A 14599-nucleotide genomic window follows, 5' to 3' on the forward strand; every position below is an offset into this window, starting at 1 on the left:
TCTAAATTGAGCGGCAAAAATACCGATTTTGTTTTAAAGTTTAGAGTAGAAGATTTAAGGAAATTTTACGATAACCGATTTGCTGTTTTTTTGACCGCAAAGGCACTAAAAACACAAATAGAATGATGCGCTAAAATTAACTGAATTTATGCTTTTGATTTTAATCTGCTTAAAGTTTCTTGTGAGATATTTAAATAAGAGGCAACCATTTTATTCGGCATGCGCATTACCACACCTGGATTTTGCGCAAGCAGCTGGCGGTAACGCTCGGTGGCATCGAGCGTAATAAACGACATTAAGCGGTTGGTATTGGTTACATAGGCATATTCCAAATAATGGCGGTAAAGTTTCTCCCACTGAGGGATGATTTTAAGCAGATGATAGAAGTCCTTTTGCGAAATGTAATACAGGTCGGTATCTTCTATGGCCTGCACAAACTCCTTTGAAATTTCGTTGGTAATAAAACTGACCAAAGCCGTGGCAAACTGCTTTTCGAAAGCAAAATGCCTGGTAGCTTCAGTACCACCTTCTGTTAGAAAAAAAATCCTCAAGCAGCCTTTGTCAACAAAATAAATGCGTTGACTCGTTTCGCTAGGGCTGATCATGATTTCGTTTTTCTTTACCTGCATCGCCTTGAAAAAAGACAATACCTGTTCCAGATCCTCATCGCTGATGGTAATTTTTTCTCTGATATAACTGGAAAGCTGTTCGTGCATTTAATTTAGTCTTAACCAAATGTAACAATGTTTAGGCTTTAGAAGTGATCTTTTCGGCCAGTTTCCGTGCATTGGGAATAATGATAAAGGCCGCAAAATAGGCTAGAGGTAACATAATACTCCATGCTTTTAAGAATTTGATAAACCAATCTTCGCCAAAACCGTAGTTGCGCATTAAACCTACAAACGCCATAATTAATGTCATAGGGATAACCACGAAAAGCGTGTTGATGTATTTGAAATGTTCTTTTTTCATTTTTAATCTGTTTTAATTTATAATGTTGCAAAGGTGCAGCCATTAAAAATCTTAAACTTTGATGTAGGTCAAAAAAGGAAGAGACTAATATTTAGAGGTCGTAATGTTTATTTTGGTTAACAATATATTTTATCGTAGTGATAGGCTTTTAGGATTCGTCATTGCGAGAAGGCTTTTTCAGCCGACGAAGCAATCCTAATGCACACGCTGTTAGCGATCGTTGTAAGATTGCTTCGTGCCTCGCAATGACGACCCTCTTTAATATCTGCCATTGGTAGCCAGTCGAAGACATTTTAATAAGTAATTAAGCAATCAACTACCTGTTTCAATCAAAAGGCGTGCTGTCTTTCTAATCTCATGTTATTTGAAATTGATGCTTATCATCTAAGCAGCTTTCGGCGTAATCAATAATCTCTTTTTCTGCCAAATTCTTTAATTCATTATTTATGGGTTTATAATTTAAGCTGGGCGGGATATCGATCACGAAATAACCATCACTAAATTTTTCAATTTCGGCCCCCAAAGCTTTAAGCATTGTAATGATTTCATTAGTAGAACTTGCTTTGTTCATTAACACCACCTGAATAGTAGAATGGCCCGAATAAGCAATTGTTTCGCGATAGGTTAACATACCTTCATCTTCATCATATTCTGCAAATACTAGGTCGTTATAGGCAAAGGGTGCATAAAAAGGAATGTTTTCAATCTTATAATGACCTTTTTCCTGATCTACAGTTTCGCACCACATGGTTTCTATTGTCCATTCCTCCAAGGCATCGCTATGAAAAGCAAAGAGGACTTTTACCAGTTTATCTTCAGTCATTAATATTTCTCTTCCAGCACGATTTCAATAGCGATTACTTTCCATTCACCTTTAATATTTTTCCAATGGTAAATTTCTTCTGTCTGGATAGTTTGTTTTTTAGAAAAAATAAGCAGATTCGGCTTTAAAATGACTGATTTTCGGGCAATTTTTTCGGTAAAAACTTCGTTTTCAAAAGAAGATTTAATGCGGTAATAACTGGTATGTATTTCTTTAATATGGCCAAAATACTTTTTTAAATCGATTGTATAATCGCGTTTATTAAGCGCTATACCTTCTGCAGGGGTATAAGTTAAGCTGTCATCAAACATGGCAGTGTAGGCCGTTACATACTTACTTTCTAAGGCCTGATCTGCTTTTTTGTGTATCTCGTTTATTGCTGAAATGATTAAATCGGTTTCCATGGCATGAAGTTAATTGTTTGTTTCAGGGTTTTCAAATTTATGATGGTCATGAAGCTAATTTTCCACAAATATCAAAACATGAAACTGCTTGTTTTGTATTGAGTATAAATTATTTTTAGGTTTTGAAAATGAAAGGGCTTATTTCATAGGTACTGTAGCCCCCGCCATACGCTAATTCCGATGAAGAATCGGAACCGCTGCTGTCGGGTTTGGTTGCGTTTTGCTTCAGGGCACGAACCTTAGTCAAATAAACCCGATTGTCGGGAAGAGCTTCCGATTCTTCATCGGAACTCGTACCAGAAAGCGGGACTGAAATTGCCAAGGGCGCAGAACCAATCATTTCCTAATGTTTATAAGAGGCTTTTATGTTTTGGAAATGAAAGGTTAGTGTTTCATAGGTACTGTAGCCCCGCCATTCGCTAATTCCGATGAAGGATCGGAACCGCTGCTGTCGGGTTTAGTTAACCGCGGTTTGTTTTCCTAGCTACAGGCCTAAGTGAAATAAACCTGATTATCGGGAAGAGCTTCCGATCCTTCATCGGAACTCGTATCAGAAAGCAGGACTAAAAAAGCCAAAAGCTTAGAACTGCTCATTTCCTATTCAATATAAAAACACTTTTTACGGGAATGAAAAAATCATTTTGTGCTTCGCTCCTGAGGATAACAGTGCATTTAATTCTATCTTAATACTGTATTAACTTATTTCTAAACTTTTTTTCTACCTTGATGCAACGTTTTAAAATCCCTTATGTCTTATAATCAGAATATTCGAAATTTTGGAAGCCGTATACATCGATAAGAACCTAGAGCTAGTAAAAAAATGCATGCAGGGCAGCCGCGCAGCACAGTTTGAATTGTACAAGCTGTATGCAAAGGCCATGTATAATGTGGCGCTGCGCATTTTAAATTACGAAGAAGAGGCAGAAGATGTTTTACAGGAAGCATTTTTGGATGCCTTTACCAGAATTGTAGATTTTAGGCAGGAAACCACTTTCGGACTTTGGTTAAAGCAGATCGTGATCAACAAATCCATCAATTATTTACGTAAACGTAAGATGGAGTTTGTAAGTACCGATGAGCTATCGGAAGTGCCTGATGAGGATAGTTTTGATGACAGTGAAGTACGGTTGCAAGCTGATGAAATTAGGACAGCCATTACCGAATTGCCAGATGGCTATAGAGTAGTATTGAGCTTATACCTTTTAGAGGGTTACGACCATGAGGAAATTGCACACATTTTAAAAATAAGTGAAAATACAAGCCGTACACAGTACATGAGGGCGAAAAAGAAGTTAAAAAGTATTTTAGAACAGAAAGGGATGAGAGATGAATAATAGATTAGAAACCTTCGTAAAGGAGAACCGTAAAGCTTTCGATGTAATGGAGCCATCGGCAGGACTTTGGGCAAAGATTGAACAGGAATTAGACAACAAGAAGAAAAAAAAGCCGGTAAAGCTGTATTTATGGATGAGTGCAGCAGCAGCTATCGTGGTGGTTTTCGGTTTAGCCTGGTTATACGTAGGAAAATTACAAAACAAAGATTTAGAAATAGCCGACGTTAGTGCTTCATATGCAAAAAAAGAAGTCCACTTCGCAGGTTTAATTACCGAAAAAAGAGATAGTTTGGCCATTTTCGCTTCTGCGAATCCAGAGTTGTATAAAAAATTTACTGCCGATCTGAAAAAGCTTGATGAAGATTACGAAAGATTAAAAGCAGAACTGCCAACCTCGCCCAACCAAACTTTTGTGGTAAAGGCCATGGTTAAAAACCGCGAAATACAACTGCAGTTATTAAAACAACAATTATTAATTATTAACCAGGTTGATGATTACAAAAGGGTTAACCAGATTTAATTTAAGAGAAATTAACGCCTAAAGTAGAAAGCGTAATAAATAGTAGTCAATCGGTCTTGATACCTGATTCAACATAATGATACAAATTAGGGAACGCTCACCACATTAAATTGCTTATTGCCGGCCGGCAGGTTTTGAGCCATTAAATGTTTAACAATTAACAACATGAAAACAATAAAAATATTTTTAGCCTTTATGGCTTTAATCGCCGTAAAAACCAATGCGCAAGAAGTTGCGGTAAATAGTCCATCAGAGCAGGTAATTGTCGAAAGTGCAGCGAAATCTTCAACACTGGCGATGGTTAACACGTCAAAGTATAAACAAGCAGGCAGTGATGCCGAACGTTCTAAATCTTTTAGCAAGAGTTTTAATGTAGATAATAACGATAAGGTTAATTTAAACAACCAATATGGATCTATCGTAATTAAAACCTGGGACAAAAAAGAAGTGCGTGTTGATGTAGATATTAAAGCTTATAGCAACTCAGACAGCGATGTACAGAAGCTGATAGATGGTGTGAGTATTGATGCCGCTAAAAACGGTGATGTAGTTACTTTCAGAACGAACATGGGTGACAGAAACGGACGTTATGGTCGTGGGATGAAGAATGGTGTAACCACCTGGCGGAGGGAAGTGAAAGTAAATTACGTGGTGTATATGCCGGCAGTAAACCCATTAACGGTTTCACAAGAATATGGCAATGTTGAATTGGGTAATTTTTCAGGTCCAACTTCTTTAAAGGTAGAATATGGCAATCTGGTTGCTGGCAATTTAAGCAACGTAAATAACTACATCAATGTTCAATATGGTAAATGCGATATCCAGGATCTGAATGCTGCGGTGGTAAAACATGAATACAATGGTCCTGTAACCATTGGCGCTGTGGGCACTTTACAACTTGATGCCGAGTATGTTGCTGTAAACATCAATACCATCAGGAAATCGGCCGATATTAAAGTACAATACGGTAAGGGTTTAACCGTTGGCACTATTGGTGGGAACCTGCTTTTAAATGCAGAATATGCCAAAGTAAACATCAACACAGTTAAAGGCAATACAGTTGCTAAACAGGCCTATGGCGATCTAAATATTGCATCAGCAGGTAAAATTGCGGTTACAGCAGAATATTCGAACGTTACTTTAGGCTCACTTAATGGTGATGCAAACATCAATATGGATTACAACCGCCTTAGCGTAAACGAAATTACTCCAGCTTGTAAAAACTTCAGCTTTGGTGGTGAATATGTAAGCGTTGGATTGGGCTTTGCCGACCGTTATAATGCCAATTTTAATGTTTCTACTTCGTATGCCGGCTTTAAATATGGCTCAAACGTAACATCAAGTTTGGTAAGTAAAGATGATGAAACCAAAAAATATACTGGTAAAATTGGTAGTGGAGGTGCTGCAAACGTATCCATTAAAACCGAATATGGTTCAGTTACCTTTAAATAAGATTTTTCAAAACCAAACAAACTATAAAGTCCTGCCAAATTGGTAGGACTTTTTTTATATTTAGCGCTGATGAAAATTTACTTTATTCTCTTGTTTTCTGTTTTTTCTTTCGCAGCACTGGCTCAAAATGTTCCTGTTAAATGGGCCACGCAGGAAACTTTCTTCGAAGATTTAATAGGTAAAGATTTACCCGCTTTTAATGGTTTAAGCATCAATAAAAAGCCGTTCTCCAATACCGGTTTAAAAAACCAGGTAGTGGTGATTAACTTTTGGTTCGAAAAATGCCCGCCTTGTATAGCCGAAATGCCTGAATTAAATAATTTAGTGGCTAAATATGGCAAAAAAGCTGTAAGGTTTATCGGGATTACCCATGATAGCCCTGCCAGTGCCAGGTGGTTTCAGAAACGGAACGGTTACAAATACGAAATTGTATCATTAAGCAAAGATGAGATCCGGAAACTGAATATTAATCACGGCTTTCCGTCAAATGTTTTGGTAGGAAAAGATGGAAAGATTATTTATGCTACTGCTAATATTTCCTTTTCTAACCCACAGTTTAAAGCTAAATCGGTACTTTTTGAAGAGAAGTTAAAAAGTATATTAACAGGTAATTAGTAATTTTCGAAAACAGGGACGAAACGATAAAAGCTTAAAGGATATATTCGTCATTAATCGGTTTAACAGGCTCTGGGATCTCGTCTTCTTCGAGCATCTGCAAAAGATTGATCTCTATTGTTCTCGTAATCTGGTTAAGGGGAACACCTGCCGAATTGTTCTCGAAAGGATTAACCAGGCTCATTCCATTAATCTGCGTAGATACAAATACGAAACCAATTAACCAGCCCAAAAATATGGCTGCCGGCCCTGCATCCTGACTGATTACCAGGGTAAATGTTACCACAAATAACCAGATAAACACTTTAGTTAAATAGGTATAAGTGGTAGGGAATATGGTGTTTTTAATGCGTTCGCTCATGCCCATTGAATCAGAGAACCGGGTTAACATCTCGTTAATTTCGATAAAACGAAAACCATCAATGGCATTGGCTTTTGATAATTTCTGTAAATCTCTCGATTGTATATTTAAAATCGCATTATGCGCATTGTTATGTTTTTTTATTTCTTTTAAATCTGCTTCAGATAAATATTTGGTGTAAATTTCGTCTACCGTTCCCCTCAAACTTGCCTTTAAAGCATATAAAAACGCAATGTGCCTGCAAATCATCCGTTTTACGCTTTCCTCATCCTCATCAACATAATTGATCAATGCCCTTGCAAAAGAGCGGGAATCGTTTACCAAAGCACCCCATATTTTTCGTGCTTCCCACCACCTATCGTAAGCCTGGTTATTGTTAAAACCGATAAAAAAGGCGATAGCTGTACCTAAAACCGTTGGAATAATGGATGGAATGGAAAAATGATGCGCAATTAAATACTCGCGTACAAAGTAAGCCGCAGTGCAAGAGGCAATCATGATCAGATCAACGTGCCACGTATTTCTTAAAATTCTACTTAACCTGATGTTTTGTATTAAAAGCATATAATCTGAATGGGAAATAAATTCGTTACGGATGAAAATACAAAACTAAAGCCAAAATGTTTGGTAATGTAACAAATTAAATGACAGACAGTACAGGTTGCCGATTGTCATGCAAATGTTTATCTTGGGAAACCAAATATTCTTATTTCTTATGAGCGACACTTTACCCAAGAACAATATTTTTAAAGTAATCGGTGCATCATCGTTAGGCACGCTGATTGAATGGTATGATTTTTACATTTTTGGTAGCCTTGCAGTTATCATTGGTCACCAATTGTTTCCGGAAGATGCAGGTGCATCTGCCCTGATCAACACTTTGGCAATTTTCGCGGCAGGTTTTATCGTTCGTCCCTTTGGCGCATTGGTTTTTGGCAGACTTGGCGATTTAATCGGCAGAAAATATACTTTTTTGCTCACGTTGGTGCTGATGGGTGGATCGACATTTTTTATCGGCTTAATCCCATCGTACAAAAGCATTGGTTATGCCGCACCAATTTTGGTTTTAATACTAAGGCTGATTCAAGGATTAGCCCTTGGTGGAGAGTATGGTGGAGCTGCAACTTACGTAGCAGAGCACGCACCCAAAGATAAACGGGGCTTTTTTACCAGCTGGATTCAAACTACAGCAACCTTAGGACTGTTCCTTTCATTAGGGATTATCGTAATCACAAAAAACATCTTAGGCGCTGAAACTTTTGGCGATTGGGGCTGGAGAATTCCTTTCCTGCTATCCATTGTGCTCGTTGTAGTGTCGATTTATATTCGCATGAAAATGCACGAATCGCCAATGTTTTCTAAGTTGAAAGCTGAAGGAAATATTTCAAAAAACCCTTTAAAAGAAAGTTTTAACAACAAAGCGAATTTTAAAATGGTACTTCTGGCTTTGTTTGGTGCTACCATGGGGCAAGGGGTAATCTGGTATACAGGTCAATTTTATGCACAATCATTTTTAGAGAATACCTGTAAATTAGATTTTAACGACTCGAGGTATATTTTACTTTGGGGAATCGCTTTTGCCACGCCATTTTTTGTGGTTTTTGGTGCCTGGAGTGATAAGGTTGGCCGGAAATGGATTATGCTAAGCGGTATGCTTTTGGGTATTCTTTTCTATCGCCCAATCTATCAAACGTTTTTGGATGATACCGATTATACAAAAGTTGAACAGACTGATATTTTATCTGCCAGCCCAGCTCCTGTAATATCTGTCTTAATTGCGAACTCAACTGATAGCTTGCGAACGGTTTCTACTAAAATGATGCTTAAAAACGGTGCATCCTTTAATAAGGTGCAAACCGATACGGTTTCTGCAACCAAAGGGATTCTCTTAGGTAAAGAAGTAATAAAAGATAAAGTTTTGCCTACGCCAATATTCTGGAAATTTGTCGGTTTAATCTTCTTCCAGATTTTGCTGGTAACGATGGTTTACGGGCCAATTGCGGCATTCCTTGTCGAACTATTTCCTACTAAAATCAGGTACACCTCTATGTCGCTGCCTTATCATATCGGTAACGGCGTTTTTGGTGGGCTTGTACCATTTATTGCAACACTAATTGCAAGCTTTTCTGGTTCTACGCCATTATCAGGCCTATGGTATCCGATAGGTATAGCGGCATTGAGCCTGGTTATTGGCACAATTTATTTATCGAATAAAAGAGACGAAAATATTAACGACTAGATACGAAGAAGATGAATACGTTAAAGAAATTTTTAGGCTTGGTTTGGATGGTTTTAGGGCCATTAACAATGACATTTTTGTTTATCCAGGCGATAGATAAAGTGGGCTTGACCCATTCAGATATCGAACGTACCAATACCATATTACAATGGGCAATTATCCTGTTTATTTTCCTTCCCATAAGTTTGGGATTGATGATATTTGGCTTTTATGCCTGGAAAGGAGAGTATGATCACTTGCCGGAAAGTTCGGAGGAGTTGTAATTTATAGGTTGTTAGGTAATATCTTTCCTTAATTCGTCTTGCGGTTGATGTTTTTTAATTCATTGTAAACCAACTGCGCAACTGCTTTGGCTCCTTCTGGTTGGAAGTGGGTATTATCTTTTTGCCCTTTTGGATAAGCCTCATATTTGGCTGAGTCTAAATTCATAAAGTAATGTTTGCTTACAAATTCACTGCCTTTTGTTGTGAAAAAACTCGCTGAAAGTGAGGTTAGATCTATAACGGGTGTATTTAATTCTTTGGCCACATCTTTCACCGCTTGTGGGTATTCGCCATGTGCACTGCCCAGTTTACCATCTTTCCAGGGGTAATTGCGGGTAACCGGTGTGATCAGGATCGGTAAAGCACCTTTAGCCCTTGTTTCTTTTACGTACATCCTTAAAAAATCTTTATAGCCCGGAATATCGACATAACGTTCAGGTTTATCTTTTGCCGCATCGTTGTGCCCAAACTGGATCAACACCAGGTCGTTTTTTTGCAAGGTTGATAAAACTTCTTTCCACCTTCCCTCTTCAAAAAAAGTTCTGGTACTTCTTCCCCCTTTTGCTTTATCAATAACCAAAGCGCTGTCGCTTTTAATCAGCCTGTTTAATTTTTTTAAACAGTCTTTTTTTAAGAATTGCTGAAAAACCTGCCCCCAGCCTGTAATGGGATACTTTTTCTGCAGATAACCTTCATCTAAAGTATAATCTGCTACGGTAGAATCGCCGATTAAATACACCTTAACAGGTTTAGGTTTTACAATGAAAGACATCAGTAAAACGGTGCCAAGGGCTGCGATAAGGTATTTATGTTTTTTCATCTTTTTATTTTAATGTTTGTACACGGAACCAATCATATTCGGCAATTCCTGAATCATTGGTTTGGGTATCTCTGGCGGCAAATATTCCCATTTTTGCGCCGATCCATTGGCCTGCCGTGGCCTGGAACTCATCTCCTACATCCGTAAAACGAGTCCCATCTTCACTGTAACTAAACTGGCATTTTGCACCATTAGTAACTTTAATCCTGAAATATACCGAGCCCGATTTTAGTTTGGTAATTTCCTTTTCATTTTCGGTTTTTCCCTTGTCGGCACTTTGGCAAACACCGTACATAAGGTACAATCCGTCTTTTTTGCTTTTAATGCTAATCTGCGCATAACTTCTCCCCATTACTACCAAACCTGTTTTTTCGTTTTCCAATTTTGGGTTAGGTTTAAATAAGAGTTTTGTTGTTGCCATAAATTCATCAGCTGGAAATTTCTGCATCAATAGGTTCGGAACATCCCAAAGGTTTTTGGCATCATCAGGAATTTTCGAAGTGTATAACTTTAATAAACCCCTGCCTGCATCAGTAAATAACCAGGTTGGTTGCGGATTGGCCTGCCATTGCCATTGTAAGCCTAGTTTTGAAGTTTCAAAGTCATCACTTTCTTCAGGTGTTTCAATCGGATAAACCTTGCCCACATTTGGTTTTTTATAGGTGATAACCGGTTCGCCTTTACCGTCGCCATCTGCATCAAGCCCGATAACAGGCCAGTTATTGATCCATTTCATAGGCTGCAGGTGAACTACGCGACCATAAGCATCTTTATCCTGAAAATGAAGAAACCAATCTTCGCCTGTTTGAGTATTTACCCAAGCGCCTTGATGAGGACCATTTACCGAAGATTTCCCTTGATCCATGGCTACTTTTCTTTCATATGGGCCGTAGATGTTTTTACTTCTCAAAATTAATTGCCAGCCTGTAGAAACTCCCCCTGCTGGTGCGAACAAATAGTAATAGCCATTGCGTTTATAAACTTTTGGACCCTCAATGGTTGGGTCGAGTTCGTGGCCATCGTATACAATTCTGCCGGTTTCTGTAGCTGCTGATCCGTCGCTGCTTAATGGCATAATGGCCAACACGCTTTTTATGCCAGCACGGCTTCCTGCGTAGGCGTAAGCAAGGTAGGCCTTGCCGTCTTCATCCCAGAACGGACAGGGATCAATCAATCCTTTACCTGCGGCGACCAATTTTGGTGCAGACCAGGCCCCTGTTATGGTTTTAGCTTTAGTTAAATAAATCCCAAAGTCAGGGTCTGGATAGTAGATGAAAAATTCGCCATTGCGGTAGCGGATGGAGGGTGCCCAAACACCATTACCATGCTGTGTTTTTTCGAAATGCTCAAATGGAGGCTGGCGTTTTAAGGCATGGCCGATTATTTTCCAATTCACCAAATCTCTCGAATGCAGGATCGGCAAGCCCGGGATGGCATCAAAACTGGAGGCGATCATATAAAAATCATCTCCCACCCGGATAGCGTCAGGATCAGAATAATCAGCGTTGATAACCGGATTTTTATACGTCCCGTTACCTAGGTCAGAAACCCAAACTTTAGATATGTACCCACTTTTTGGAGCAGGTTGGGCAAAGGTATTTATGCTAAAACTTAAAACGAGGATTAAACTAAATAGATATTTCATTGTACAATGATGTTTTTAATATTTGGTCAGTTATTTATTTAGCGTTACGTCATTCCCGCACAGGCGGGAATCTTAATGCGGCTTGTGATTGGCATTAAGATTCCCAATCAGGTTGGGAATGACGATGCGTATATTTTATCAAATTAGCCTACTAACAAGGTTAAGTCTTTTTTTATTTTTAGGCAAGTTGTTATTGTGCAATCGTTCCCGACATCGTTTGCAGTGTTTAATCTCTAAAAAACTTCTTTCTGATGGATATTAATGTTTAAAATTGTTCATCATATATTTTAAAAACACGGCTGCGTTACAAAGTTTATACTTTTACGTGGCCGATTTTAATTTAAGCCTAACCAAATTGATATGAAAGCAATCATCTTATTTTTTCTGATAACCTTTTCATCAGCAGTTTATGCCCTGGGTGTTAAGCCCGATTTTGTGGTAGCTGCCGATGGAAGCGGAAACTTTAAAACGGTACAGGAAGCGATACACGCCGTGCCCGATTTCAGGAACAAAACAACCATAATTTTTATCAAAAAAGGTATTTACAAAGAAAAGCTAATCTTGGCGGCCTCTAAAAAGAATGTGAAATTTATTGGGGAGAGCCTAAACGAAACCATATTAACTTATGATGACTACGCCCAGAAGAAGAATGCTTTTGGTGAAGAAAAAGGCACTTCAGGTTCTTCCAGCTTTTATATTTATGGCGAAGGCTTTTCTGCAGAAAACATCACCTTCGAAAATTCATCAGGCCCGGTGGGGCAAGCCGTTGCTGTTTGGGCAGGAGGAGATAAATTAATTTTTACCAACTGCAGGTTTTTAGGCTTTCAGGATACACTTTATACCTACGGAGGCAACAACCGCCAATATTATAAAAACTGTTACATCGAAGGGACGGTCGATTTTATTTTCGGGGCTTCTACAGCCTGGTTCGAAAGCTGCACTATTTTCTGCAAAAAAGCGGGTTATATCACGGCGGCATCAACTGCTGATACTACAAAATTTGGTTATGTATTAAACAAATGCAAAATCAAAGGAGATGCACCAGCCAATAGTTTTTACTTGGGTAGGCCATGGAGGCCTTACGCAAAGGTTGCCTACCTCAACTGCGAACTGCCTGATTTTATCCGCCCTGAGGGTTGGAACAACTGGGGCAAGGAAAGCAATGAGAAAACGGCCTATTACGCTGAATATAAAAGCACTGGCAAAGGAGCCGATCCAAAAAGCAGGGTAAATTGGTCGCATCAATTAACCGAAGTGGAGTATAAGGCCTACATTTTGGAAAACGTTTTCCGTGGGTGGAATCCAGAGGCGAAATAAGTGAGTTAAATATTTGATATACAGGTATTAGTCGGCTGTTTGATGACGATTTTTTGCCTCGTTTTCCGGTAACGATTGCATAGATTTCTCTTCTATTTTAAGTGCAAACAACGTACACTTGTTATTACAATAACCAAGTATAATTTAACAGCACAAATAATGAAACATATTTCTGGTAGTTTATGCCGTATTAAAGTAGCGCTGGCATGCTTAATTTTATCTTCTGCAAGTGCTGCCATAGCGCAACAACAGCAAAGCCTACCCGTTATCCAGCAGGTTAAATTTAAAAAAGATACCACAAGTATTATCAGCTTTGGAGCAAAGGGTGATGGGATTACCTTAAATACGCAAAGCATCAATAAAACCATAGCCAGTGTAAGCCAGAAAGGTGGTGGTGTGGTTTTAATTCCATCAGGCTTGTGGTTAACTGGTCCTATTGAGTTAAAAAGTAATGTAAACCTACACCTTAAACGCGATGCAATCCTTCAGTTTACCGACGACTTTAACCAATACAAATTGGTACAGGGAAATTGGGAAGGTCAACCAGCGTGGAGAAACCAGAGTCCGATTTCGGGTGTTAACCTCGAAAATATAGCCATTACCGGAACGGGGATTATCGACGGGAACGGTGGTGCCTGGCGCATGGTTAAAAAAGATAAATTGACCGAAACACAGTGGAAAACCTTGGTGGCATCTGGTGGCGTAGTGAGGGCTGACGGAAAAATGTGGTACCCATCTGAGAAAACCGTTAAAGGTTCGAATACCAAAAATGCCGGCGTAATTGAGGCTGGTAAAACAGCAGCCGATTATGAAGATATAAAAGATTTTCTTCGCCCGAATCTGTTGGTTTTAACAGGTTGCAAAAAAATTCTTTTAGAAGGTGTTACCTTTCAAAATTCACCGGCATGGAATTTACATCCCTTACTCTGCGAGGATTTGACCTTAAGAAACTTACAAGTAAAAAACCCCTGGTTTGCACAGAATGGTGATGGTGTTGATGTAGAATCGTGCAAAAACGTATTGATTGAAGGCAGCACTTTCGATGTGGGTGATGATGGGATCTGTATTAAATCGGGAAGAGATGAAGCGGGCCGCAAACGTGGCGTACCTACAGAAAATGTAATTATTCGGAATAATGTGGTTTACCATGCCCATGGTGGTTTTGTAATCGGAAGCGAGATGAGTGGCGGTGCGAAAAATATCTGGGTGTACGACTGTTCTTTTATCGGCACCGATATTGGCCTGCGTTTTAAAACTACCCGCGGCCGTGGTGGTGTGGTAGAAAATATTTACATCAACAACATCAACATGATCGATATTCCAGGCGAAGCGATTCTGTTTGATATGTATTATGCTGCGGTTGATCCGGTTCCTTTGGCAGGCGAAAAACGCGAAGCCATTAAAACGGTAACGGTTCCGGTAACCGAAGCGACCCCTCAGTTCAGAAACTTTTACATTAAAGATGTGGTAGCCAATGGCGCTGAGAAAGCCATATTTTTCAGGGGACTGCCAGAAATGAACATCAAAGATATCCACCTGGAAAACGTAACCATAAAAGCGAAGAAAGGCATTGAAATTATTGAAGCCGCTGGCATTTTCCTTAAAAATATAAACGTAATTACAGAAGACACCAGTCCGGTTGTAATGATCCAGAACAGTTCCAACATCAATATCAGTAACTTAAAATACCCTGACAACAGCAAGGTTTTGTTTGACGTATCGGGAGAAAAAACAAAAGGTGTAAAAATTAGCAGAACAGATGTTTCTAAAGCAAAAATGGCCTCACTTTTAGGTATAGAGGTAGATAAAAAAGCACTGGAAATTTCAAAATAAC

General features: G+C 39.0%; 15 protein-coding genes. 8 read left to right on the forward strand and 7 right to left on the reverse strand.

Annotation, left to right across the window (positions count from 1 at the left end; translation table 11 throughout):
* Positions 1 to 146 precede the first annotated feature (146 nt).
* The 4 genes from AC1DNH_RS13565 to AC1DNH_RS13580 form a co-directional block, all read right to left on the reverse strand.
* Positions 147 to 716 (reverse strand): Crp/Fnr family transcriptional regulator, encoded by a 570-nt coding sequence (locus AC1DNH_RS13565; RefSeq protein WP_477579494.1) that lies wholly within the window; start codon positions 714 to 716, stop codon positions 147 to 149.
* 31 nt (positions 717 to 747) lie between these two features.
* Positions 748 to 972, reverse strand: a complete 225-nt coding sequence (locus AC1DNH_RS13570) for a DUF2798 domain-containing protein (protein ID WP_477579492.1) — start codon at positions 970 to 972, stop codon at positions 748 to 750.
* Between the two features lie 355 nt (positions 973 to 1327).
* Positions 1328 to 1795 (reverse strand): DUF4265 domain-containing protein, encoded by a 468-nt coding sequence (locus AC1DNH_RS13575; protein ID WP_477579490.1) that lies wholly within the window; start codon positions 1793 to 1795, stop codon positions 1328 to 1330.
* Positions 1795 to 2199 (reverse strand): hypothetical protein, encoded by a 405-nt coding sequence (locus AC1DNH_RS13580; RefSeq protein ID WP_477579488.1) that lies wholly within the window; start codon positions 2197 to 2199, stop codon positions 1795 to 1797. The genes AC1DNH_RS13575 and AC1DNH_RS13580 overlap by 1 nt, the downstream gene beginning before the upstream one ends.
* A gap of 824 nt (positions 2200 to 3023) precedes the next feature.
* Here AC1DNH_RS13580 and AC1DNH_RS13585 point away from each other — a divergent pair.
* The 4 genes from AC1DNH_RS13585 (at position 3024) to AC1DNH_RS13600 (ending at position 6120) form a co-directional block, all read left to right on the forward strand.
* Complete coding sequence (locus tag AC1DNH_RS13585) at positions 3024 to 3533, forward strand: RNA polymerase sigma factor (protein ID WP_051691810.1); 510 nt, start codon at positions 3024 to 3026, stop codon at positions 3531 to 3533.
* Positions 3526 to 4053 (forward strand): hypothetical protein, encoded by a 528-nt coding sequence (locus AC1DNH_RS13590; RefSeq protein ID WP_230151142.1) that lies wholly within the window; start codon positions 3526 to 3528, stop codon positions 4051 to 4053. The genes AC1DNH_RS13585 and AC1DNH_RS13590 overlap by 8 nt, the downstream gene beginning before the upstream one ends.
* Before the next feature lie 165 nt (positions 4054 to 4218).
* Positions 4219 to 5505, forward strand: a complete 1287-nt coding sequence (locus AC1DNH_RS13595; protein WP_477579484.1) for a hypothetical protein — start codon at positions 4219 to 4221, stop codon at positions 5503 to 5505.
* Positions 5506 to 5574: 69 nt separating this feature from the next.
* Positions 5575 to 6120: a TlpA family protein disulfide reductase gene (locus AC1DNH_RS13600; RefSeq protein ID WP_477579483.1), complete on the forward strand. Its 546-nt coding sequence runs from the start codon at positions 5575 to 5577 to the stop codon at positions 6118 to 6120.
* A 34-nt stretch (positions 6121 to 6154) separates the two neighbouring features.
* Here the strand turns inward: AC1DNH_RS13600 and AC1DNH_RS13605 are convergent, their stop codons facing one another.
* Positions 6155 to 7045: a bestrophin family protein gene (locus tag AC1DNH_RS13605; RefSeq protein ID WP_029276859.1), complete on the reverse strand. Its 891-nt coding sequence runs from the start codon at positions 7043 to 7045 to the stop codon at positions 6155 to 6157.
* A gap of 151 nt (positions 7046 to 7196) precedes the next feature.
* Between AC1DNH_RS13605 and AC1DNH_RS13610 the strand changes: the two genes are divergently transcribed.
* Both AC1DNH_RS13610 and AC1DNH_RS13615 read left to right on the forward strand, forming a co-directional pair.
* Positions 7197 to 8720, forward strand: a complete 1524-nt coding sequence (locus tag AC1DNH_RS13610; RefSeq protein ID WP_477579481.1) for an MFS transporter — start codon at positions 7197 to 7199, stop codon at positions 8718 to 8720.
* Positions 8721 to 8731: 11 nt separating this feature from the next.
* Positions 8732 to 8983: a DUF6814 family protein gene (locus AC1DNH_RS13615; protein WP_029276864.1), complete on the forward strand. Its 252-nt coding sequence runs from the start codon at positions 8732 to 8734 to the stop codon at positions 8981 to 8983.
* A 28-nt stretch (positions 8984 to 9011) separates the two neighbouring features.
* On the opposite strand, the gene AC1DNH_RS13620 is transcribed toward AC1DNH_RS13615, so the two are convergent.
* Together AC1DNH_RS13620 and AC1DNH_RS13625 are read right to left on the reverse strand one after the other, a co-directional pair.
* Positions 9012 to 9803 carry a rhamnogalacturonan acetylesterase gene (locus tag AC1DNH_RS13620; RefSeq protein WP_477579470.1) on the reverse strand — a complete coding sequence of 264 codons (792 nt, stop codon included), beginning with the start codon at positions 9801 to 9803 and terminating at the stop codon, positions 9012 to 9014.
* A gap of 4 nt (positions 9804 to 9807) precedes the next feature.
* A complete protein-coding gene (locus AC1DNH_RS13625; protein ID WP_477579468.1) occupies positions 9808 to 11448 on the reverse strand; it encodes a glycoside hydrolase family 43 protein in 1641 nt (546 codons plus the stop codon).
* Positions 11449 to 11808: 360 nt separating this feature from the next.
* Here AC1DNH_RS13625 and AC1DNH_RS13630 point away from each other — a divergent pair, with 360 nt between their 5' ends.
* Entirely contained in the window at positions 11809 to 12765 is a 957-nt protein-coding gene (locus AC1DNH_RS13630) for a pectinesterase family protein (protein WP_477579466.1), read from the forward strand.
* Between the two features lie 159 nt (positions 12766 to 12924).
* Positions 12925 to 14598, forward strand: a complete 1674-nt coding sequence (locus AC1DNH_RS13635; protein ID WP_477582476.1) for a glycoside hydrolase family 28 protein — start codon at positions 12925 to 12927, stop codon at positions 14596 to 14598.
* The last annotated feature ends 1 nt before the right edge of the window (position 14599 follow it).

The sequence above is a fragment of the Pedobacter sp. 01N310 genome (genome assembly GCF_056399805.1).

Excerpts from the sequence above, each read along its gene's own strand:
- AC1DNH_RS13565 (WP_477579494.1), bottom strand. The coding sequence starts at position 716 with ATGCACGAACAGCTTTCCAGTTATATCAGAGAAAAAATTACCATCAGC.
- AC1DNH_RS13570 (WP_477579492.1), bottom strand. The coding sequence starts at position 972 with ATGAAAAAAGAACATTTCAAATACATCAACACGCTTTTCGTGGTTATC.
- AC1DNH_RS13575 (WP_477579490.1), bottom strand. The coding sequence starts at position 1,795 with ATGACTGAAGATAAACTGGTAAAAGTCCTCTTTGCTTTTCATAGCGAT.
- AC1DNH_RS13580 (WP_477579488.1), bottom strand. The coding sequence starts at position 2,199 with ATGGAAACCGATTTAATCATTTCAGCAATAAACGAGATACACAAAAAA.
- AC1DNH_RS13585 (WP_051691810.1), top strand. The coding sequence starts at position 3,024 with ATGCAGGGCAGCCGCGCAGCACAGTTTGAATTGTACAAGCTGTATGCA.
- AC1DNH_RS13590 (WP_230151142.1), top strand. The coding sequence starts at position 3,526 with ATGAATAATAGATTAGAAACCTTCGTAAAGGAGAACCGTAAAGCTTTC.
- AC1DNH_RS13595 (WP_477579484.1), top strand. The coding sequence starts at position 4,219 with ATGAAAACAATAAAAATATTTTTAGCCTTTATGGCTTTAATCGCCGTA.
- AC1DNH_RS13600 (WP_477579483.1), top strand. The coding sequence starts at position 5,575 with ATGAAAATTTACTTTATTCTCTTGTTTTCTGTTTTTTCTTTCGCAGCA.
- AC1DNH_RS13605 (WP_029276859.1), bottom strand. The coding sequence starts at position 7,045 with ATGCTTTTAATACAAAACATCAGGTTAAGTAGAATTTTAAGAAATACG.
- AC1DNH_RS13610 (WP_477579481.1), top strand. The coding sequence starts at position 7,197 with ATGAGCGACACTTTACCCAAGAACAATATTTTTAAAGTAATCGGTGCA.
- AC1DNH_RS13615 (WP_029276864.1), top strand. The coding sequence starts at position 8,732 with ATGAATACGTTAAAGAAATTTTTAGGCTTGGTTTGGATGGTTTTAGGG.
- AC1DNH_RS13620 (WP_477579470.1), bottom strand. The coding sequence starts at position 9,803 with ATGAAAAAACATAAATACCTTATCGCAGCCCTTGGCACCGTTTTACTG.
- AC1DNH_RS13625 (WP_477579468.1), bottom strand. The coding sequence starts at position 11,448 with ATGAAATATCTATTTAGTTTAATCCTCGTTTTAAGTTTTAGCATAAAT.
- AC1DNH_RS13630 (WP_477579466.1), top strand. The coding sequence starts at position 11,809 with ATGAAAGCAATCATCTTATTTTTTCTGATAACCTTTTCATCAGCAGTT.
- AC1DNH_RS13635 (WP_477582476.1), top strand. The coding sequence starts at position 12,925 with ATGAAACATATTTCTGGTAGTTTATGCCGTATTAAAGTAGCGCTGGCA.